Raw genomic sequence first — 18,325 nt, 5'->3', positions numbered from 1 at the left:
GCCGCCCCCTCCCCTGCGCCTCGGGTGTCAACCCCCCCCCGGGGGCGCCCCGGGCGCCCCCCCGCGGGGGGGGCCCCGCCCCCCCCCCGCCCCCCCCCCACCACCGGTGCGTGTGAGGGCGGCACCCGCCCGCCCCACGGAGGCGTCGGACTCCCGCACGGACCCGGCGAGCCGAGGCTCCACCGCGACCCGCACGCCGTGACCAGGTCGGACACCGCCGTGAACCCGCTCACGGACGCCTGCCGCACGCCACTGACCGACGCGGCCGCCGACCTGCGGGACACCTGGTCTCACATCACACCCCGACCCCCTTGATCGATCATCGACCGGCCGGTTTAGCATATGAGCGCCACCTAGCTCGATCGAGAGTAGATCTGTGACTGTCAACGACGACTCGTTCACCAACTGGAAGAACCGCGAGGAGATCGCGGAGTCGATGATCCCGATCATCGGGAAGCTGCACCGGGAGCGGGACGTGACCGTCCTCCTCCACAGCCGCTCCTTGGTGAACAAGTCGGTGGTCAGCATCCTCAAGACGCATCGCTTCGCCCGCCAGATAGCCGGCGCCGAGCTGTCCGTCACCGAGACGATGCCCTTCCTCCAGGCGCTCACCACCCTCGACCTCGGCCCCTCGCAGATCGACCTCGGCATGCTCGCCGCCACCTACAAGGCCGACGACCGGGGTCTGGACGTCCAGGCGTTCACCGCGGAGGCGGTCGCCGGGGCCACCGGCGCCAACAAGATCGAGCAGCGCGAGCCGCGGGACGTCGTCCTGTACGGCTTCGGCCGCATCGGCCGCCTGGTCGCCCGGCTGCTCATCGAGAAGGCGGGCTCCGGCAACGGCCTCCGGCTGCGGGCCATCGTGGTGCGCGGGGCCGGCGGCGAGGACATCGTCAAGCGCGCCTCACTGCTGCGCCGCGACTCGATCCACGGCCAGTTCCAGGGCACGATCACCGTCGACGAGGAGAACAGCACGATCCTCGCCAACGGCAACGCGATCAAGGTGATCTACGCCGACGACCCGTCCCAGGTCGACTACACGCGCTACGGCATCCGAGACGCCATCCTGATCGACAACACGGGCAAGTGGCGGGACCGCGAGGGCCTCTCCCACCACCTGCGTCCCGGTGTCGGGAAGGTCGTGCTGACCGCGCCCGGCAAGGGCGACGTCCCGAACATCGTGCACGGCGTCAACCACGACACGATCAAGCCGGACGAGCAGATCCTGTCCTGCGCCTCCTGCACCACCAACGCGATCGTGCCGCCGCTCAAGGCGATGGCCGACGAGTACGGAGTGCTGCGCGGTCACGTCGAGACCGTCCACTCCTTCACCAACGACCAGAACCTGCTGGACAATTACCACAAGTCGGAGCGTCGCGGCCGGTCCGCGCCGCTCAACATGGTCATCACCGAGACCGGTGCCGCGTCCGCCGTCGCCAAGGCGCTGCCCGACCTCACGGCACGGATCACCGGCAGCTCCATCCGGGTCCCGGTGCCGGACGTGTCGATCGCGATCCTCAACCTCCAGCTGGCCCGCGAGGCCTCCCGCGAGGAGGTCCTGGACTACCTGCGCGAGGTCTCGCTGACGTCGCCGCTGAAGCGCCAGATCGACTTCATCACCGCCCCGGACGCGGTCTCCAGTGACTTCATCGGCTCGCGCCACGCGTCGATCGTCGACGCCGGCGCCCTGAAGGTGGAGGGCGACAACGCCATCCTCTACCTCTGGTACGATAACGAGTTCGGCTACTCCTGCCAGGTGGTCCGGGTCGTCCAGCACGTCTCGGGCGTCGAGTACCCGACGTTCCCCGCGACGGCGGTCTGACCCTCGCGTCAGACGAGGTGGGCGAAGACGACCAGGTTCTCCGTGTAGTCCTTGACGTCGTGGTCGTAGTCGCCGGCGCAGGTGATCAGGCGCACCTCGGGCCGGCTGGTGTCCGCGTAGACGCGTTCGCTGGGAAAGTCGTCCTTGGCGAAGGTGTCCGCGCTGTCGACCACGAAGTCCGCCTTGGTGCCGTCGGCGCGCAACACGGAGAAGCCGTCCCCGGGCTCCAGTTCGTCCAGCCGGGCGAAGACGGCCGCCGAGACCTTGGTGTCGACGTGCCCGGCGACGATCGCGGTGCCCGCCTCGCCGGGCGCCGGGCCCTCGGCGTACCAGCCGACGAGATTGGTGTCGGCGGCGGGCGGCGGCTGGAGCTGGCCGGTGGCGGCCAGGGTGAGGGTGGTGAAGGGGGCGTCGACCGCGATCTTCGGAATGAGCAGCCGGGTCGGCGCGGACCTGGTCAGCGCTTCGCCGGCCTGGCGGCCCCGGCCCGAGGGCACAGCGTCCGCGCTCCCGTCCGGGATGCGTCCCGAGGCGTCCGAGGTCCTGCCGTGGCCGCCGAGCAGTGCCACGGCGAGGAGCAGGACCGCCGCCACCCACACGGGCAGGCGTCCGGCACGCCGGGTGCCGTCTCGTTCCTCGGACTCGGAGGGGTCGGGGTCGTCGGGGTTCTGGCCTGAGGAGCCGGCTGCCATCGGAGATCACCTTTCTGGGCGCGGCGGCGGGAGGGGCGGTACGGGGCCGCGGCCCCGTCCGAGACGGTCGGCGGCCGCGGCTCCCGTATGTACCGGCCCGTCAGGACGCGGACCCGGCGGCCTTCCTGCGCCGCAGCGCGTAGGCTCCGGCGGCACCGACACCGAGGACGGCCAGCCCGCCGGTCGTCACCCCGGGCGTGGCGAGAGCGCCGCCGCCGGTGTGCATACCGCCGTGCGGCTTCTCGTTGTCCTCGTCGTCGCCCCAGGAACCACCGCTGTCACGGCCCTCGCCGCTCCCCTTGTCGCCCTGGTCGCCCCGGTTCCCCTTGCCCCCCTGGTCGCTCTTGCCCCCCGACCCGTCGCCCTTGTCCTTGTAGGACTCGGGGTCGAACTTGCTGTCGTTGCCGCTGTCCGAGTCCCAGTCGTCACTCAGCTTGGCCGCGGCGAACACCGCGTGGCTGCTGTCGTCCTTGAGCTCCTTGCTGTAGGAAAGATCGTCTCGGCCTCCGTTGTCCTGGTCCCCCGCGACCGCGGCCTGAGCGCCGGGTGCCGCGAAGGCGAGGGCGGCGGTGGCGGCCGTCGTCGCGAGGATGATGCGGGCAGAACGCATTTCGATGTCCTTCCGCCGGTGCCGGGCAGCGGATACTTCATCGGCTGGAACGACCCGGCCTCGACATGAACCACCGTCAGCCAGCGCCGCGCCCCGCACCATCCAGGCCGCCCATCCGTGGCCACGACACGCCCAACTCCATCCGGCTGGGTCAACCCCGCTCGGGGGCACAGGGCCGTTCGGGGGTTTTTGGTGCCTTCCTCGGCGTGTCGCGGCGTCAGGGACCGGCCGCGCGGCTGGTGGCCGTTGCGCGGAACGCGGCGCGGGCCGGGCCCTGCGCGGGGAGACGGGGCGACGCGGAGCGCGGAGCAGGGGTGACGGAGGACGCGCGTCGGGTGGGTGCGCGACAGGGGACGAGGAGGGGGCGAGAACGGCCGGGCGGCGGAAGGCGGTGTCGGGCACGGATCCCGTGGTGCCGCCGTGCTCGTGTCGAGCGGCGGCCGGGCGTCGAGGCCAAGCCCGAGGAGTACGGCAATTCTCATACCCCACAGGTGAGTTGTCGAGCCGTCGGGAGGTCTCCTCCCCCGTCCGGCTCGGCCGGGTCGTGCGGCCCGGCGGCCGCGGCTAGCCTCGGTCCGACAGTCCGCCTGACCAGCACCGGGACGCCGTATGACCAGCCGACTTCCCCGACGTGTGCTCACCCTCCTGCTCGGCGCCCTGACCGGCGTGAGTGCCGTAGCGGCGCCCGCCCGTGCCGCGGAAGGCGGCGACCTGACGGAGTATCCGATCACCACCACCGCCGACAGCCTCCCGGCCGGGATCACCGCCGGACCCGACGGCGCCCTGTGGTTCACCCAGTCCGGTGCCGCCCGGATCGGCCGCATCGCGGCGGACGGCACCGTCACCGACCACCGCACCCCGACCCCCGGCAGCGCGCCCTTCGCCATCACCACCGGGCCCGACGGCGCGCTCTGGTTCACCGAACAGGCCGCCGGACGGGTCGGGCGGATCACCACCTCCGGCGCCGTCACCGAGTTCGCGCTGCCCCGGGCGGCCGGCGCACCCGCCGGGATCACCGCCGGGCCCGACGGCGCCCTGTGGTTCGCCGAGCCGGGAGCCGACCGGATCGGACGGATCACGACCGCGGGGTCCGTCAGCGAGTACCGGGTGCCCACGGCCGCGGCCCTCCCGTACGGCATCGCCGCGGGCGCCGACGGCGCCCTGTGGTTCACCGAACTGGGCGGTGGCCGGATCGGACGGATCGACACCGGCGGCCGGATCACCGAGTTCCCGCTGCCGAGCCGCGCCGACTTCCCCGAGGACATCGTCGCCGGGCCCGGCGGGATGTGGTTCACCGCCGCCGGGGCGGGCTCCGTGGACCGGATCGACACCGGCGGCCGGGTCACCCGGTTCGCGCTGCCGGGGACGGACGGCGACCCCGGCGGGGTCGCGGCTGGTCCGGACGGCCGGGTGTGGTTCACCGACCGGTCCGGACAGGTCGGCCGGGTGTCGGAGGACGGCACGATCAGCGTCGTACCCGTGCCCGCCGGGCCCGACAAGTCCCCCTTCCGGCTCGCCGCCGGCCCCGACGGGACGATGTGGTTCACCGAACTGCTGGGCAACGCGATCGGCCGGATCGAGCCGTCCTGAGGGGCGCTGCCCGGTCACCGGCGCTCGGGGTCCGGGGTGGCGGCCCGCATCGCTCGGCAGCGACGAGGGACGCCCCCGGAAATACGCGTGCTTTCCGGCCGGGGAGGTGGGATTCTCCTCTACGGTCCGATGAGTACCGCAGGGGGAGGTGTCACCCCAGTGAACCGTATACGCACGTCCTTGGGCTGCCCGGCCGCCGCAGGCGTCCTCACCGCCGCCCCACCGGGCCCGGTGGACATCGTCCGTCCGAGCCGTTTGGCGGTGAGGTGAAGGTGCGGACTCACCTGCTGAACACCCGTACGTACAAGGTGAAGTTCGCTCCGCGCGGCATGGGGTGGATCCGCGCCGTCGCCCAGGGCGCCTGGGGCTCCTGAGCAGCGGCGGCCCCTACCCTGGGGGCCGTGGCGCAGCACGACGAGGATCCCGGCGCGGTGACTGCCCGGCTCACCGGGCGGCCCGTCGCCGCCGTCCGGGCGCGGTCGGGCGGCCTGATGGAGGCGACGCTCGCGGACGGGCGTGCGGTGATGGTCAAGCGCGGTGACGGTCCCGGGGCGGCGGCGGCCGAGGCGGCCGGACTGCGCTGGCTGGCCGCCGCCGGCGCGGTCGCGGTGCCCGAGGTGCTGGGGCGGGACGAGCGGTGGCTGGTGACCGAGCTGGTCGCGGTCGGGCGTCCGGGCGCCGAGGCGGCGATCCGGTTCGGCCACGGCCTCGCGGCCCTGCACGCGGCCGGGGCTCCTGCCTTCGGCGCGGCGCCGCCGGACGGCCCGCGCGACGCGTGGATCGGGAGCGCCCCGATGCGCAACGAACCGGGCGGCGACTGGCCGCGCTGGTACGCCGAGCACCGCCTGCTGCCGTACCTGCGGGCGGCGGTCGACGGCGGGACGCTGCGGCCCGGCGAGGCCGCGGTGGTCGAGCGGGTCTGCGAGCGGCTGCCGGAGCTGGCGGGGCCTCCCGAGCCGCCCGCCCGGCTGCACGGGGACCTGTGGAACGGCAACGTCCTGTGGGGCGCCGACGGCCGGGTCCGGCTGATCGATCCGGCCGCGCACGGCGGGCACCGCGAGACCGACCTCGCGATGCTCCGGCTCTTCGGCTGCCCCTACCTTGACCTGGTTCTGAAGGGGTACCAGGAAGTGGCCCCCCTGGCCGCCGGCTGGGCGGAGCGCGTGGGAGTGCATCAGCTGTTCCCGCTGCTGGTGCATACCGTGCTCTTCGGACGGGGCTACGCCGAACAGACCCTGGAGACATCCCGGACCATCGCGGGCATCTGACGCCGTCAGATGCCGTACGGGCATGTGAAATCGGCCACGGACGGGAACGATTCGCCGCTGTTTTCCGGCTGGTTCCTTAACGAGCCCTTAATTAGGACCGAGATTACGCAGAGTAAGGAAACCAACCACGCGTTCGAATCGTATAAGTGCATGGAAGAACGAAACAGGGAGAGACCATGCAACCGTTCGCGCTCAACTACGCACGCCCCGCAGTGCAGTTGGACGTCACCACTCCGTACGCGTATGACTCCGGACTGCAGTTGAACGTTCTCCTCGATGGCCGGATCGCAGCCACCGATCACGCAACGCTCAGAGCCTTGGGGACCACGACCTCCACCGCGGGCTCCAAGACGCACTTCGACGACTGAACGCGGGTCCCGACGATGACCGTGCTCATCCTGACCAGTGACGAGGACGTGACGGCGGACATGGTGGTCCTCCGGCTGCACGAGGCCGGAGTGCCCGTCGTCCGCCTCGATCCTGCCGATCTGACCAGCGGTGTGGCCCTGTCGGGCGAGTATGTGCAGGGCGCCAGTCGCGGACATCTGTCCGTGAACGGGCGCCTGGTGAGCATGCAGGGCCTTCGCTCCATCTGGGTGCGCAGGCCGGGAGTGGCCGCCGCCCGGGCCGTCCAGCCGTCCGACTGGCTGACCGAGGAGTCCGAACAGGCGCTGTACGGCATGCTGCGCGGGACCGACGCGCGCTGGATGAACCATCCGGACGCCGCGCGCCGGGCCCGCCACAAGCCGTGGCAGCTGCGGCTGGCGCAGCGCAGCGGCCTCGCCGTGCCCGCGACCCTCATCACCACGTTCCCGCAGGCCGCCAGGGAGTTCGCGAAGCGCTTCCCGGACCTGGTGGTCAAGCCGGTGTCGGGCGCGCATCCGCAGGAGCCGCCGCGGGCCGTCCCGACCAGCCGGGTGGCGCCGGACGCCGACTTCTCGGCGGTGGCCTTCGGCCCGACGCTGCTGCAGCGGCGGGTGGCCAAACGCGCCGACATCCGGCTGACGGTGGTCGGCGAGCGGCTGCTCGCCGCCCGCAAGCCGGTCAGCCCGGACGCGCGCCCCGACGACGTGGACGTACGCTTCGCCCCGTCCACCTCGCCCTGGCTGGCGGCGGAGGTGCCGCCGCGAGTCGCCGAGGCCGTTCACACGTATATGAAGGACGCCGACCTGGCCTACGGTGCCTTCGACTTCGCGGAGGACGCCGACGGCATCTGGTGGTTCCTGGAGTGCAACCAGTCGGGCCAGTTCGGTTTCGTCGAGATGGACACCGGTCAGCCGATCGCCGAGACCATCGCCGGCTGGCTGGCGCACGGCACGGAGCAGTTCCGGCCGTCCGTCGAGGGCGGGCGGAGCACGACGCCCTGACGGTCCGGGCGACGTGGCGGGACCGGGTACGGAGAGAGGAACGCGAGATGCGCATCGGACTGCTGGGGACGGGCCCCTGGGCACGGGCGGCCCACGCCCCCGCGCTGGCGGGGCACGGGTCGCTGGAGTTCACCGGGGTGTGGGGCCGCCGCCCGGCGGCGGCGGTGGAGCTGGCCGAGGAGTACGGGGTCCGGGCCTACGACGACGTGGACGCGCTGTTCGCCGACGTCGACGCGGTGGCGGTGGCGCTGCCGCCGGCCGTCCAGGCGGAGCTGGCGGTGCGGGCCGCGACGGCGGGCCGGCACCTGCTGCTGGACAAGCCCCTCGCGCTCGGCGTCGCGGAGGGGCGGGCGGTGGTGGAGGCGGCCGAGCGGGCCCAGGTCGCCTCCGTGGTGTTCTTCACCACCCGCTTCCAGAGCGAGCCGGAGGAGTGGATCGGCGAACAGGCGGGCACGGGCGGCTGGTTCACGGCCCGGGCGCAGTGGCTGGGATCGGTGTTCACCGACGAGAGCCCGTTCGCGGCGTCGCCGTGGCGTCGTGAGAAGGGCGCGCTGTGGGACGTGGGCCCGCACGCCCTGTCCGTGCTGCTGCCGGTGCTGGGGGACGTACGACGGGTCGCCGCCGCGGTGCACGGCCCCGCGGACACCGTGCACCTCGTCCTCGAACACGCCACGGGGGCGTCGAGCACGGTGACCCTGAGCCTGACGGCTCCCCCGGCGGCGGCCGGGGCCGACGTGGAGCTGCGGGGCGCGTCGGGGGTGACGCTGCTGCCGAGGAGTGCGGAGGGAGCGGTCCCCGCACTGTCCCGGGCCGCCGACGCCCTGGTGACCGCCGCCCGCACGGGCCGGCGGCACCCCTGCGACGCCGCGTTCGCCCTGCGGGTCACCGAACTCCTCACGGAGGCGGAGACCCTGCTGGGCAAGGACGTCGCCTAGCCCGGCCCGTCAGCCGCCGGCCGCCGCGCTCCCGGCGGGGTGCTCGGCGCCGGCCTCGGCCGACGCGAAGAAGTTCACCCGCTCCCGTACGACCGGGTAGCCCGCCCTGGCGAAGTGCGCGGCCATCGGGACGTTGCCCTGGTCGGTGGCGGCCCCGATGGTCTGCGCGCCCGGCGCGGGCGATCACCCGGCCGTCCCGCAGGGCGACGCGCTTCCAGTCGGCGCGGTGACGGGTGCGCCGGTGGGTCTCGGCGAGGCGCAGCGGATCGGGCAGGGTGTCGAAGAGGTGGGCGGTGCTGTCGTCGAGCGTACGGATGACCGGATCGGTCACGGATTCCTCCGGGAGGCGTGCTGCGCGGAGCGCTCCCGGGCCGGCTCCGACCTGTCACGCCCGGACGTCGGGGAGGGAGCGCGCAATGACGGGGATGGACATCGCACTCGCCTCCTTCGGTCCGGTCCTGGGCCTGCGCCCCACACAGTAGGGCCCCGTCCCGGACGCGTCCACGGGATTACCGCGGCGGCCGTCGAAGATCGGCAGGCGTGCCCGAGGTGCGGACACGGGCGTAGCTTAGGGATGTGACTTCGGTGCGCGGCTGGTTGTCGCGCGACTACGGGGACGGGCGTGGCTGGTTGCAGGGTGCACCGCCACCGCTCTGGGTCCGGGTGCTGCCCGTCCTGCTGCTCCTGGTGGTCACGGTGGCGACGCTGGTCAGCCCCGACGGGCACGACTTCGGCTTCCTGCTCGGCGCCATTCCGCCGCTGGCCGTGCTGTCCTACGGCCCGCTGGCGACCGCCGTGCTCAGCTGCCTGGTCGTGATCCTGCTGAACGTGCCCGCCACCCATCTGAACCATCCCGGCGACACCGATCTGCTCACGGTCACCTTCGTCGCGCTGCTGAGCGTGTTCGTGTCCTACGTGCGCAGTCACCGGGACGCCCAGCTGGTCACCGAGCGGGCGGTGGGCGAGGCGGTGCAGCGGGCCGTGCTGCCGCCGCTGCAGGAACGGGTCGGCTCGGTGGGGTGCACGGGGCTGTACCGGGCCGCGCAGCACGGCACGCTGGTGGGCGGGGACTTCTTCGACGTGCGGGACGGGCCGTTCGGCGTGCGGGCGGTGATGGGCGACGTGCGCGGGCACGGCCTGGCGGCGGTCTCCACCGTGGTGTCGCTGCTCGGCGCGTTCCGGGAGGCGGTCCTCGACCAGCCGGATCTGGAGTCGGTGGCGGCGCTGATGGACCGCCGGCTCACCGTGGACTCGGTCGACGTACCGAACGCGGAGCTGTTCGCGACGGCCCTGCTGCTGGAGTTCTCCGCGGATCTGCGGTCGGTCCGGGTGGTGGCCTGCGGCCATCCGGCGCCGGTGCTGCTGCGCGACGGCCTGGCCCAGGAGCTGGCCGTCGCGCCGGGAGCGCCGGTGGGGCTGGCCCTGACGGGGCTGGAGCCGCCGAAGGAGATCACGGTCGAGCTGGGGCCCGGCGACCGGCTGTTCATCGCCTCGGACGGGGTGTGGGAGGCGCGTGACCGGGCCGGGCGGTTCTATCCGCTTCCGGAGCGGCTTGCGGGGTTCGCCGACGCCGGGTCGGCCGAGCTGCCCGAGCGGGTGTGGGCCGACCTGGTCCGGCGGTGCGAGGTACGGGACGACGCGACGATGCTCGTCCTGGCGCCCGACATCACCTGAGCCGCCGGGCCGCGTCCCGGCTCAGCCCACGTCCCACAGGAAGCGGTGGGTATGGATGCCGAAGTACGGGAACGAGCGGACCTCGCGCACGCCCTCGACCGGCCGGACCACGTCGTTGACGAAGTCGAGCAGGCCCTTGGGATCCGACGTGACCACCTCCGCGAACAGGTCGAATCCGCCCGCGGTGAACACCGAATACACCACCTCCGGGTGTACGGCGAGGGCGTCGGCGACGGCTCTGGGGTCGCCGTCCACGCCGATGCCCAGCAGCGCCATCGCCTGGCCGCCCATGGCCATCGGGTCGGTGACGCCGACGACCTGGACGGCCCCGGAGTCCAGCAGGCGCTGCAGCCGCTGGCGGGCCGCGGAGGCGGACAGGCCGACCCTGGGGCCAAGGTCGGCGTAGGCGATCCGGCCGTCGGCCTGGAGTTCCCGCAGAACGGCCCGGTCGATGTCGTCCATGTGCACGGGGTTCTCCCTGGTCAGCCGACGAGTTCGAGCAGGGCGGCGCCGAACACCTCGGTGTGCGTGTCCACGTCCTGCTCGGTGGTGTCGGGGCACATCAGCGCCATGTTGTGGAACGGCGTGAGGAGGATGCCCCGGTTGGCGAGGTAGAGGTGCAGGTAGTCCTCCAGTTCGGCGTCGGCCGCGGCCGCGGACTCGGTGCCGGTGCGCGGCGCCGGATCGGCGAAGCGGTACTCGGTGCGGGCTCCGAGCCGGCTCACCGACCACGGCAGGCCGTGCGTCCCGACGGCCTTCCTGACGCCGGTCTCGAAGCGCTCGGAGAGGTCCGCCATGCGGGCGAACGCCGCGTCGGTGAGCACGTGCTCCAGGGTGGCGCGGGTGGCGGCGAGGGAGAGCGCGTTCCCGGCGAGGGTGCCGCCGACGCCTCCCATGTCGACCAGGTCCAGGTCGGCGCGGGCCAGCAGGCGGTCGGCGAGGTCGGCGGAGAGGCCGTAGGCGCCGGCCGGGATGCCGCCGCCGATGGCCTTGCCGATGGTCAGCAGGTCCGGTTCCAGGTCCCAGGCGGCGGTGCAGCCGCCGGGTCCCGCGGAGAAGGTGTGCGTCTCGTCGTTGATGAGCAGCGTGCCGTACTGCCTGGTCAGGGCGCGCACCCCGGCCAGATAGCCGGGTTCGGGCAGGACGATGCCGATGTTGGTGAGCGCGGGTTCCATCAGGACGGCGGCCACGTCGCCGTGGGCGAGTTCGCGCTCCAGCTGGGCCAGGTCGTTGAACTCGGCGACCCGGCTGGTCAGGGTGACGTCGCAGGGCGCGCCGACGTTCCCCGGGCGGGGCGCGCCCCGGCCGTCGGGGCCCACCACGATGAGGGACTCGTCGACGCTGCCGTGATAGCTGTAGCTGTTCACCAGGATCTTCGGGCGTCCGGTGACGGCCCGCGCGAGCCGGATCGCCCACCGGTTGGCGTCGGTCGCGGTGAGCGAGAAGCTCCAGCGGGCGAGCCCGAAGCGGCGCGTGAGTTCCGCGCCCACCCACTCCGCGTCCTCCGTCGGCAGCATCGCGGTGGCCCCGCCCAGCTCGGCGAACCTGCGGTGCGCGGCCTCCGTCACGACGGCCGGCGAGTGCCCGGCCATGGCGCCGGTGTCGCCGAGGCAGAAGTCGATGTACGTGTGTCCGTCGATGTCGGTGACCCGGGCGCCCCGTGCGGTGGCCAGGTAGCGCGGGAAGGCGCCGGCGGTCTTGTTCATCCAGGTCATCGGGACCCGGCCGAAGAGATGGTCGGCTCCGGCATATGCCGCCCGGGAGCGGGGGTTGCGGCGCTCGGCCTCGGCGCTCTCCCGGGCCAGCAGGGCGTGCAGTCGGGTGCGGTCCATGGAGTACCTCGGTCGGGGTCGACGACGACGGAACGAGTGGAGAGTACGACCGAAAACCGCACCAGTTCAAGATCCTGCACTCGAATCGATCGTCTGGACGATCGATTCGTGCGCGGAGCCAGTCGACGGCCACCCTCCCTCGCGACCGATATGGAAACATCCATTCCGTGTTCGAACATTCGCCCCAAAACGCCAGGGTTCGCCACCCCTTCCGCCACGTAGAAATATCTACCAGCATGCATATGCCGGGTTGGCGTGCGAGCGCACCGATGGCCCGGCGTCGGACGTTCCCTGCCCGGAGGCAGGTGCGCGGCGAACCCCGGAGCGATGCATGACGAACGCGATGTGGATGCAGGGTGTGGAATGGCTGGCGGCCGCCGCCCCGGACCCCCGGACCTGCAAGTGGGAGTGGGACCACGGGGAGGGCGTCGCGCTGCTGGAGGCGGGCCGCTACTGGGACGTCCTGAGCGTCCCGGACCGGCTCGGCCTGCTCACGCTGGACCTGCTGTGGCGGCCGTCGCTGCCGGTGCCGGGACCGACCCTGGCGGACAGCTCGGCCGGCCGCGTCGGCTTCTTCCTGCCGCCCGACCCGTCCGGCGGCTGGATCGGCTCGGGCCTGCGCTACGCGACCCGGGGCTCGTGGGTCGCCGTACCGCCGCCGTACCGGCCCGCGCGGTACCTGGAGTGGCTGGTGCCCCCGGACGGCGCCGGCGCCCTGCACGTGCCGGCCACCCTGGAACTGGCCCTGCGCGAGGCCAACGGCACGCTCGCGGTGCTGTCCCCGATGAGCGACGACCAGAGACCGTAGGCGGCGGGGCCAGGGGACGGGCCACGATGGCCCCGGGCTCCTCGGGCGCGCCGTTTCGGTACGGCCCCGCCCGCGCGGCTCCCGGTCCGGGTCCCGGGGCAGGGGTGAGGATCGGTCCATGCCGCGGAAACGGCCCGAACGCGCCGGTGGTACGCGCCGTCGGACGCGCTCACCGGGTCCGGTGAACACACCCGCCCGACCGGACCCGGCGGCCGGTCCCGCGGCCGGTCCGGCGACCGCGGCCACCCCCAACTCATCCGCGGCGCACGGCATTTCCGACAGTTGACACAGAAGCGAACACCCGTCGAGCAGATTCGAAGGGATGTGACGATTCACCGTGCGGGGCCGGTCAATGACGGTGTGTACTGTGCTGCGAGCGCCACACGGGAGGGCCCGGGGCTCCCCGTGCCCACTGCTGCCCTACTCCCCCCCTGGAAACCGATTCCATGATCGAATTGCCGGACCTGGTGGTCGGCGGTCTCGCCGCCGGAACCCTCTCCGCGTTCGTCCTCGGCGGCGGCCTGCTGCGGGCCCGGCGGCAGAAGGCGGCACTGCGGGCCGAGGTGACGGAGCTGCGCGCCCGGCTGAAGGACGCCGAGGGCGCGTTCGTCTCCGAGGTCGAGCACCTGGCCACCCGCCGGATGCCCGCCGCCGCCGCGCAGCTCGCCCATCCGCACCTCAAGGTGCCGGGGCCGGCCGGGCACCGCACGCCCGGGACCCCCACGGGGATCGCGCTGGAGTACGTGCTCACCGCGCTGCGCGAGGAGCTGACCGCACAGCGCACCCGGATCGACGCGGCGGCGCAGGCCGGTCTGCGCGGCGCCACCCGGGAGATCCAGGCCGCCCTGTACCGCCTCCAGGACGCGCTGCGCGGACTCCAGCAGCGCTATGACGAACCGGAGCTGGCGCAGACCCTGTTCGCGCTGGACCACGAGAACGAGCAGTCGCTGCGCCGGGCGCAGGTGGCCGCGGTGGTGTGCGGGGCCTGGGTGGGTCTGGCCCGCGAGGAGTCCCACGTGGTGGACGCGGTGACCGGCGGCCAGGCCCGGCTCGCCGGATACCACCGGGTGCGCGTCCACAACCACCTGGAGCCGGGCACCGCGCTGGTGTCGCACGCGGTCGAGCCGGTCGCCATCATCGTGGCCGAGCTGCTCGACAACGCGCTGCGCCACTCGGCACCGGACACCGACGTCGTGGTCAACCTGGAACACGTCCACCACGGGGTGTGCGTCACCGTCGACGACGCGGGCCTCGGCATGACGCAGGACGAACGGGCCCGCGCCCAACGGCTGGTGGCGGGCGGCGACCCGATCCTGCTGACCGACCTCGGCGATCCGCCGCGCATGGGCCTGGCCGCCGTCGGCCGGCTCACCCGCCAGTTCGACCTGGCCGTCGACCTCTCCTCCCCGTCGCCGTACGGCGGGGTACGCGCGGTGCTGCGGGTCGACACCCACCTGCTCGGCAGGATCGACCCGGATCTGCGTCCGCCGTCCGTCAGCGCGCCGCGCTCGACGCGCGAGCGCGCGGCGGTGCGGGAGACGACGGGGCCGGGTCCGGCGGCACCGGCCGAGACGGCACCCGCACCTCCGCCGGCCGCTCCCGCCCCGGCCGTCCCGGAACCCGCCGCCGAGGGGGCCGGTGGCGCCGAGCACGAACGCGCTCCCGGCCACCAGGAACCCGGCGCACCGGCCGGGCTGCCACAGCGGCGGCGCCGTGCCCGTCCCGATGCGCCGGCGGTACCACTGCGGCAGCCCGCCGCGCGGCGGCCCGAGGAGGCGGCCGCCGCGCTCGCGGCCCTGCAGTACGGCACGGCGGCGGCGCGCACCCCCAAGCGGGCCCCGGCGCCCGATCCACGACGGACCGACGACGAAGGAGAGGCGGCCCGATGACCAGCCGCGACGCGGGCGAGACGGCATGGGTGCTGGATCCCGTCCTGCAGGTACCGCACGTCCTCGCCGCCGTCCTGCTCACCCGGGACGGCCTCGCCACGGGATACACCGACTCCCTGTCCCAGGCCACCGCCGAGCGGGTGGCCGCGATCACCAGCACCGTGCAGGGCGCCTGCCGGGCCGCGGCGGCCGCGTTCGCGGACCGGGACCGGGCCGAGGTGCGTCAGGTGGTCGTCGAGTCGGACCACGGATACGTGCTGATCGTGCCGACCGACCACGGAACTTGTGTGGCGGCCTACGGGGACCCGGAGGTGCGCCTCGACCTGCTGGCGCACCGGGTGCACTCGCAGGTGGCCCGGCTGGGCGAGAAGGCGATGGCGGCGGCGCCCAGAGGCTCCGACGGCGGCGCGCCGGCATGACCGGCCGCCGTGGCGGCCGTCCCCTGGTCCCCGCGTACCTGTCCACCGGCGGAACGGCCCGTCCCAGCCGTCCGCACCTGGAACGGCTCACGGTGCTCACCCGCGACGGGGCACCCCTGCCCGCCGGCCTGCCCGCGGCCGAACAGGCCCTGCTGGAACTGCTGTCGGGCGGCGCGCTGACGCTGGTGGAGGCGGCGGCGCTGCTGCGGCTGCCGGTCTCCGCCGTCCGCGTGCTGGCCGCCGACCTCGTCGACCGGGGCCTGGTCCAGACCCGGGCGCCGATCCCGCCCGCCGAACGGTTCGACCCCGACCTGCTGAAGAGAGTGGCCGATGGCCTCCGCGCCCTCAAGCACCGGTGAGCTGCCCCGCACGGGCGGCACGCATCTCCCCGACACCGCCCGCGACCTGGTCAAGATCCTGGTCACCGGCCCGTTCGGAGTGGGCAAGACGACCCTGATCGACTCGGTGTCGGAGATCCGCCCGCTGCACACCGAGGAGCGCCTCACCGAGGTCTCCGCCCCCGTCGACGAGCTGGACGGGATCCGGGACAAGGAGACGACGACCGTCGCGATCGACTTCGGGCGGATCAGCCTGGCCGGCGGCGTCGTGCTCTACCTGTTCGGGACACCGGGACAGCAGCGGTTCCGGACCCTGTGGGACGACATCTCCTACGGGGCGCTCGGCGCCCTGGTCCTGGTGGACAGCCGCCGGATCGACGCCTCCTTCGACGTCCTCGGCCTGGTGGAGGAGGCGGGACTGCCGTACGCGGTCGCCCTCAACACCTTTCCCGACGCACCCGACCACCACACGGCGGAACAACTGCGCGCCGCCCTGGATCTCGAGTCCGGCACCCCGATGGTGACCTGTGACGCCCGGGACCCGCACTCCTCCCTCGACGCGCTGCTCGCCCTCGTACAGCATCTGATCGACGACCGTCCGGCGGAGGCCCGATGACCGCGCAGCAGTCCTTCACCGCGTCCGCGCCGGTACGCCTGTGGGACGACGGTTTCGCCCGGAACCCGCACGGCCACTACGCCGCGCTGCGCGCCCAGGGCCCGGTCGGCTGGGCGGAACTCGCCCCGGACACACCCGCGTACGTCGTCACCGAGCGGCGCGCCGCCCTGGACGTGCTGCGGGATGTGGAGACCTTCTCGCACGACCCGCGGGGCTGGGAGACGACCGTCCCGCCGGACTCCCCGCTCCTCGGCATGATGCGCTGGCGGCCCAACGCGCTGTTCTCCGACGGCGACGCGCACCTGCGCTACCGCACCAGCCTCATCGACGTGTTCGACCTGATCGAGCCGCACGACCTGCGCGCGCTGGTGCACCGGGCGGTACGGCTGCTGGTGGACCGGTTCGGGCCGCGCGGCGAGGCGGACCTCGTCACCGACTTCGCCCGGCCGCTGATGGCACTGGTCTTCAACAACCTGTTCGGGCTGCCGGACAGCCAGGGCGACCGGCTGAGCGAGGGCCTGCTGAAGATGATGGAGGGCGGCGCGCAGGCGGCCGAGGGCGAGGCGGAGTACGCGGACTACGTGCTGCGGCTGGTGGCCGCCAAGGTCGCCGAGCGCGGCGAGGACCTGCCGAGCATGCTCCTGGACCATCCGGCGGCCCTGACCACGGAGGAGGTCACCTGGCAGGTGTTCCTGACCCTCGGCGCCGGGTACGAGCCGACCACGAATCTGGTCTCCAACGCGCTGTCCAGGATTCTCGGCAACTCCCTCTACTACTCCACGCTCACCAGCGGTGCCCGCCCGGTCATGGACGCGGTGGTCGAGGTGCTGCACCACGAGACCCCGCTCGCCAACTACGGCATCTACTACGCGCGCAGGCCCGTCCCGCTGCACGGGGTACGGATCAGGCCCGCGGTCCCCGTCGTCGTCTCCTTCGGCGCCCTGGGGCTGTTCGCCGAGCGCGAGGTCACCGGCGGACGACAGGGCGGGGACGCCTCGCACCTGTCGTGGGGCGCGGGTCCGCACGCCTGCCCGGTCCGGCACCACGCGCTGCTCGTGGCGACCGAGGCGATCGAGCGGCTGACCCTGTGGCTGCCCGACCTCGACCCGGTGCTGCCGCGCGACCGGCTCGGCTGGCGGCCCGGTCCCTTCCACCGCTCGCTGACGTCCCTGCCCGTCCGGTTCACCCCCCGCTCCCCCGACCGGCCCGGAGGCTCCTCGTGACCGTCACCGACCGCATCGCGCTCGACCCGTTCGGCTCGGACATCGCGGCGGAGAGCGCGCGGCTGCGCGCCCTCGGCCCGCTGGTGCCCGTCGAACTGCCCGGCGGCATACCGGCCTGGGCCCCCACCGGCCACGACGTCCTCAGGGAACTGATCCTCGATCCCCGGGTCAGCAAGGACCCCCGCAGACACTGGCGGTTGTGGCCCCAGGTCGGTGAACACCCCGCCTGGGGCTGGGTGCTCGGCTGGATCGGCGTGGTCAACATGCTCTCCGCCTACGGCCCCGACCACACCCGGCTGCGCCGGCTGGTGGCGCCGAGCTTCACGCACCGGCGCACCGAGGCGATGCTGCCGCGGGTGACGGCCATCGCCGGCGACCTGCTCGACGCGCTGGCGGCCGCGGGCGCCGACGGCTCGGTGGTGGATCTGCGGGCCGGACTCGCGCATCCGCTGCCGATGCGCATGATCTGCGAACTCTTCGGTGTGCCGGACGAGTTGCGGGACGACACCGGTGAACTGATCGCGGCCATCATGGACACCTCCGACCCGAGCCCGGAGCACGCCGCGTTCGTGCAGGAGCGGATCGGCACGGTCCTCGGGGCCCTGATCGCGCACAAGACCGCGCACCCGGGCGACGACCTGACCACGGAGCTGATCCGGGTCCGCGACGAGGACGGCGACCGGCTCGGCGACGAGGAGTTGCTGTACACGCTGCTGCTGGTGATCGGCGCGGGCTTCGAGACCACGGTCAACCTGATCGGCAACGCCGTGGTGGCGCTGCTGACCCGTCCGGCGCAGCTGGCGGCGGTACGCGCCGGGACGGTCGGCTGGGACGCGGTGATCGACGAGACGCTGCGGGTGCATCCGTCGATCGCCGCGCTGCCGCTGCGGTTCGCGGTGACCGATCTGAAGGTGGCGGACGTGACCGTGCCGGCCGGGGACGCGATCATCACGACGTACGCGGCGGCGGGCCTGGATCCGGCGCGCTACGGGGCGGACGCGGACGTGTTCGACGCGGCGCGCGGGGCCGGCGACCATCTCTCGTTCGGGGTCGGCGTGCACCGCTGCATCGGCGCGCCGCTGGCCCGCGCGGAGGCGCGCGCCGCGCTGCCGGCCCTGTTCGGCCGTTTCCCGGGGCTGCGGCTGGCGGTCGGGGCGCGGGAGCTGCGGCAGGTGCCGTCGTTCATCGCCTTCGGCTGGCAGGAGATCCCGGTCCTGCTGGGCGGGTGAGGTCCCGGTCGGG

18 protein-coding genes and 1 pseudogene are annotated in these 18,325 nt (G+C 73.4%); 14 read left to right on the top strand and 5 right to left on the bottom strand.

Annotated elements, in window-relative coordinates; translation table 11 throughout:
• Positions 1-376: 376 nt before the first annotated feature.
• Positions 377-1,822, top strand: a complete 1,446-nt coding sequence (locus ACIRQ9_RS37670; protein ID WP_404184406.1) for a glyceraldehyde-3-phosphate dehydrogenase — start codon at positions 377-379, stop codon at positions 1,820-1,822.
• An 8-nt stretch (positions 1,823-1,830) separates the two neighbouring features.
• Here the strand turns inward: ACIRQ9_RS37670 and ACIRQ9_RS37665 are convergent, their stop codons facing one another.
• Positions 1,831-2,514, bottom strand: coding sequence for a class F sortase (locus ACIRQ9_RS37665; protein ID WP_404184403.1), 684 nt, complete (start codon positions 2,512-2,514; stop codon positions 1,831-1,833).
• A 100-nt stretch (positions 2,515-2,614) separates the two neighbouring features.
• Positions 2,615-3,124, bottom strand: coding sequence for a hypothetical protein (locus ACIRQ9_RS37660; RefSeq protein WP_404184400.1), 510 nt, complete (start codon positions 3,122-3,124; stop codon positions 2,615-2,617).
• A gap of 609 nt (positions 3,125-3,733) precedes the next feature.
• Here ACIRQ9_RS37660 and ACIRQ9_RS37655 point away from each other — a divergent pair.
• From ACIRQ9_RS37655 to ACIRQ9_RS37635, 5 genes are all read left to right on the top strand, one after another.
• Positions 3,734-4,714 carry a hypothetical protein gene (locus ACIRQ9_RS37655; RefSeq protein ID WP_404184397.1) on the top strand — a complete coding sequence of 327 codons (981 nt, stop codon included), beginning with the start codon at positions 3,734-3,736 and terminating at the stop codon, positions 4,712-4,714.
• Between the two features lie 431 nt (positions 4,715-5,145).
• On the top strand, positions 5,146-5,982 hold the full coding sequence (locus tag ACIRQ9_RS37650; protein WP_404184418.1) for a fructosamine kinase family protein: 837 nt from the start codon (positions 5,146-5,148) through the stop codon (positions 5,980-5,982).
• Positions 5,983-6,158: 176 nt separating this feature from the next.
• Positions 6,159-6,350, top strand: coding sequence for a putative ATP-grasp-modified RiPP (gene tgmA, locus ACIRQ9_RS37645; protein ID WP_133024031.1), 192 nt, complete (start codon positions 6,159-6,161; stop codon positions 6,348-6,350).
• Between the two features lie 15 nt (positions 6,351-6,365).
• Entirely contained in the window at positions 6,366-7,349 is a 984-nt protein-coding gene (tgmB, locus tag ACIRQ9_RS37640; protein ID WP_404184393.1) for an ATP-grasp ribosomal peptide maturase, read from the top strand.
• Positions 7,350-7,396: 47 nt separating this feature from the next.
• Positions 7,397-8,284 (top strand): Gfo/Idh/MocA family protein, encoded by an 888-nt coding sequence (locus ACIRQ9_RS37635; protein WP_404184390.1) that lies wholly within the window; start codon positions 7,397-7,399, stop codon positions 8,282-8,284.
• Between the two features lie 175 nt (positions 8,285-8,459).
• On the opposite strand, the pseudogene ACIRQ9_RS37630 reads toward ACIRQ9_RS37635, so the two are convergent.
• Positions 8,460-8,615 (bottom strand): annotated as a pseudogene (locus ACIRQ9_RS37630) (GNAT family N-acetyltransferase); the annotation flags it as partial.
• Between the two features lie 245 nt (positions 8,616-8,860).
• Between ACIRQ9_RS37630 and ACIRQ9_RS37625 the strand changes: the two are divergent.
• The gene (locus ACIRQ9_RS37625) at positions 8,861-9,958 is read left to right on the top strand and encodes a PP2C family protein-serine/threonine phosphatase (RefSeq protein WP_404184387.1); all 1,098 of its coding nucleotides are present in this window, start codon (positions 8,861-8,863) and stop codon (positions 9,956-9,958) included.
• 21 nt (positions 9,959-9,979) lie between these two features.
• On the opposite strand, the gene ACIRQ9_RS37620 is transcribed toward ACIRQ9_RS37625, so the two are convergent.
• Entirely contained in the window at positions 9,980-10,420 is a 441-nt protein-coding gene (locus ACIRQ9_RS37620) for an Lrp/AsnC family transcriptional regulator (RefSeq protein ID WP_404184415.1), read from the bottom strand.
• Positions 10,421-10,440: 20 nt separating this feature from the next.
• Positions 10,441-11,790 (bottom strand): transaminase, encoded by a 1,350-nt coding sequence (locus tag ACIRQ9_RS37615; RefSeq protein ID WP_404184384.1) that lies wholly within the window; start codon positions 11,788-11,790, stop codon positions 10,441-10,443.
• A 331-nt stretch (positions 11,791-12,121) separates the two neighbouring features.
• Here ACIRQ9_RS37615 and ACIRQ9_RS37610 point away from each other — a divergent pair, with 331 nt between their 5' ends.
• From ACIRQ9_RS37610 to ACIRQ9_RS37580, 7 genes are all read left to right on the top strand, one after another.
• Positions 12,122-12,598 carry a hypothetical protein gene (locus ACIRQ9_RS37610; protein ID WP_404184381.1) on the top strand — a complete coding sequence of 159 codons (477 nt, stop codon included), beginning with the start codon at positions 12,122-12,124 and terminating at the stop codon, positions 12,596-12,598.
• Between the two features lie 446 nt (positions 12,599-13,044).
• Positions 13,045-14,487 carry an ATP-binding protein gene (locus tag ACIRQ9_RS37605; RefSeq protein ID WP_404184378.1) on the top strand — a complete coding sequence of 481 codons (1,443 nt, stop codon included), beginning with the start codon at positions 13,045-13,047 and terminating at the stop codon, positions 14,485-14,487.
• Positions 14,484-14,906, top strand: coding sequence for a roadblock/LC7 domain-containing protein (locus ACIRQ9_RS37600; RefSeq protein ID WP_404184375.1), 423 nt, complete (start codon positions 14,484-14,486; stop codon positions 14,904-14,906). The genes ACIRQ9_RS37605 and ACIRQ9_RS37600 overlap by 4 nt, the downstream gene beginning before the upstream one ends.
• On the top strand, positions 14,903-15,265 hold the full coding sequence (locus ACIRQ9_RS37595; RefSeq protein ID WP_404184372.1) for a DUF742 domain-containing protein: 363 nt from the start codon (positions 14,903-14,905) through the stop codon (positions 15,263-15,265). Before ACIRQ9_RS37600 ends, ACIRQ9_RS37595 begins: the two co-directional genes overlap by 4 nt.
• Positions 15,237-15,860 carry a GTP-binding protein gene (locus ACIRQ9_RS37590; RefSeq protein ID WP_404184369.1) on the top strand — a complete coding sequence of 208 codons (624 nt, stop codon included), beginning with the start codon at positions 15,237-15,239 and terminating at the stop codon, positions 15,858-15,860. The genes ACIRQ9_RS37595 and ACIRQ9_RS37590 overlap by 29 nt, the downstream gene beginning before the upstream one ends.
• Positions 15,857-17,083, top strand: a complete 1,227-nt coding sequence (locus ACIRQ9_RS37585; protein WP_404184366.1) for a cytochrome P450 — start codon at positions 15,857-15,859, stop codon at positions 17,081-17,083. Before ACIRQ9_RS37590 ends, ACIRQ9_RS37585 begins: the two co-directional genes overlap by 4 nt.
• Positions 17,080-18,312, top strand: coding sequence for a cytochrome P450 (locus ACIRQ9_RS37580; protein WP_404184363.1), 1,233 nt, complete (start codon positions 17,080-17,082; stop codon positions 18,310-18,312). Before ACIRQ9_RS37585 ends, ACIRQ9_RS37580 begins: the two co-directional genes overlap by 4 nt.
• The last annotated feature ends 13 nt before the right edge of the window (positions 18,313-18,325 follow it).

The organism is Streptomyces sp. NPDC101237 (assembly GCF_044767465.1).
GTDB classification, from domain to species: domain Bacteria; phylum Actinomycetota; class Actinomycetes; order Streptomycetales; family Streptomycetaceae; genus Streptomyces; species Streptomyces gramineus.
Note: the sequence above shows the minus strand (reverse complement) of the source record. Positions and strands in the feature narration are given on the sequence as shown.

What these genes read in the sequence shown, in the direction of transcription:
- ACIRQ9_RS37665 (WP_404184403.1), bottom strand. Translation starts at nt 2,514, where the DNA reads ATGGCAGCCGGCTCCTCAGGCCAGAACCCCGACGACCCCGACCCCTCC.
- ACIRQ9_RS37660 (WP_404184400.1), bottom strand. Translation starts at nt 3,124, where the DNA reads ATGCGTTCTGCCCGCATCATCCTCGCGACGACGGCCGCCACCGCCGCC.
- ACIRQ9_RS37655 (WP_404184397.1), top strand. Translation starts at nt 3,734, where the DNA reads ATGACCAGCCGACTTCCCCGACGTGTGCTCACCCTCCTGCTCGGCGCC.
- tgmA (WP_133024031.1), top strand. Translation starts at nt 6,159, where the DNA reads ATGCAACCGTTCGCGCTCAACTACGCACGCCCCGCAGTGCAGTTGGAC.
- tgmB (WP_404184393.1), top strand. Translation starts at nt 6,366, where the DNA reads ATGACCGTGCTCATCCTGACCAGTGACGAGGACGTGACGGCGGACATG.
- ACIRQ9_RS37635 (WP_404184390.1), top strand. Translation starts at nt 7,397, where the DNA reads ATGCGCATCGGACTGCTGGGGACGGGCCCCTGGGCACGGGCGGCCCAC.
- ACIRQ9_RS37620 (WP_404184415.1), bottom strand. Translation starts at nt 10,420, where the DNA reads ATGGACGACATCGACCGGGCCGTTCTGCGGGAACTCCAGGCCGACGGC.
- ACIRQ9_RS37615 (WP_404184384.1), bottom strand. Translation starts at nt 11,790, where the DNA reads ATGGACCGCACCCGACTGCACGCCCTGCTGGCCCGGGAGAGCGCCGAG.
- ACIRQ9_RS37610 (WP_404184381.1), top strand. Translation starts at nt 12,122, where the DNA reads ATGACGAACGCGATGTGGATGCAGGGTGTGGAATGGCTGGCGGCCGCC.
- ACIRQ9_RS37605 (WP_404184378.1), top strand. Translation starts at nt 13,045, where the DNA reads ATGATCGAATTGCCGGACCTGGTGGTCGGCGGTCTCGCCGCCGGAACC.
- ACIRQ9_RS37600 (WP_404184375.1), top strand. Translation starts at nt 14,484, where the DNA reads ATGACCAGCCGCGACGCGGGCGAGACGGCATGGGTGCTGGATCCCGTC.
- ACIRQ9_RS37595 (WP_404184372.1), top strand. Translation starts at nt 14,903, where the DNA reads ATGACCGGCCGCCGTGGCGGCCGTCCCCTGGTCCCCGCGTACCTGTCC.
- ACIRQ9_RS37590 (WP_404184369.1), top strand. Translation starts at nt 15,237, where the DNA reads ATGGCCTCCGCGCCCTCAAGCACCGGTGAGCTGCCCCGCACGGGCGGC.
- ACIRQ9_RS37585 (WP_404184366.1), top strand. Translation starts at nt 15,857, where the DNA reads ATGACCGCGCAGCAGTCCTTCACCGCGTCCGCGCCGGTACGCCTGTGG.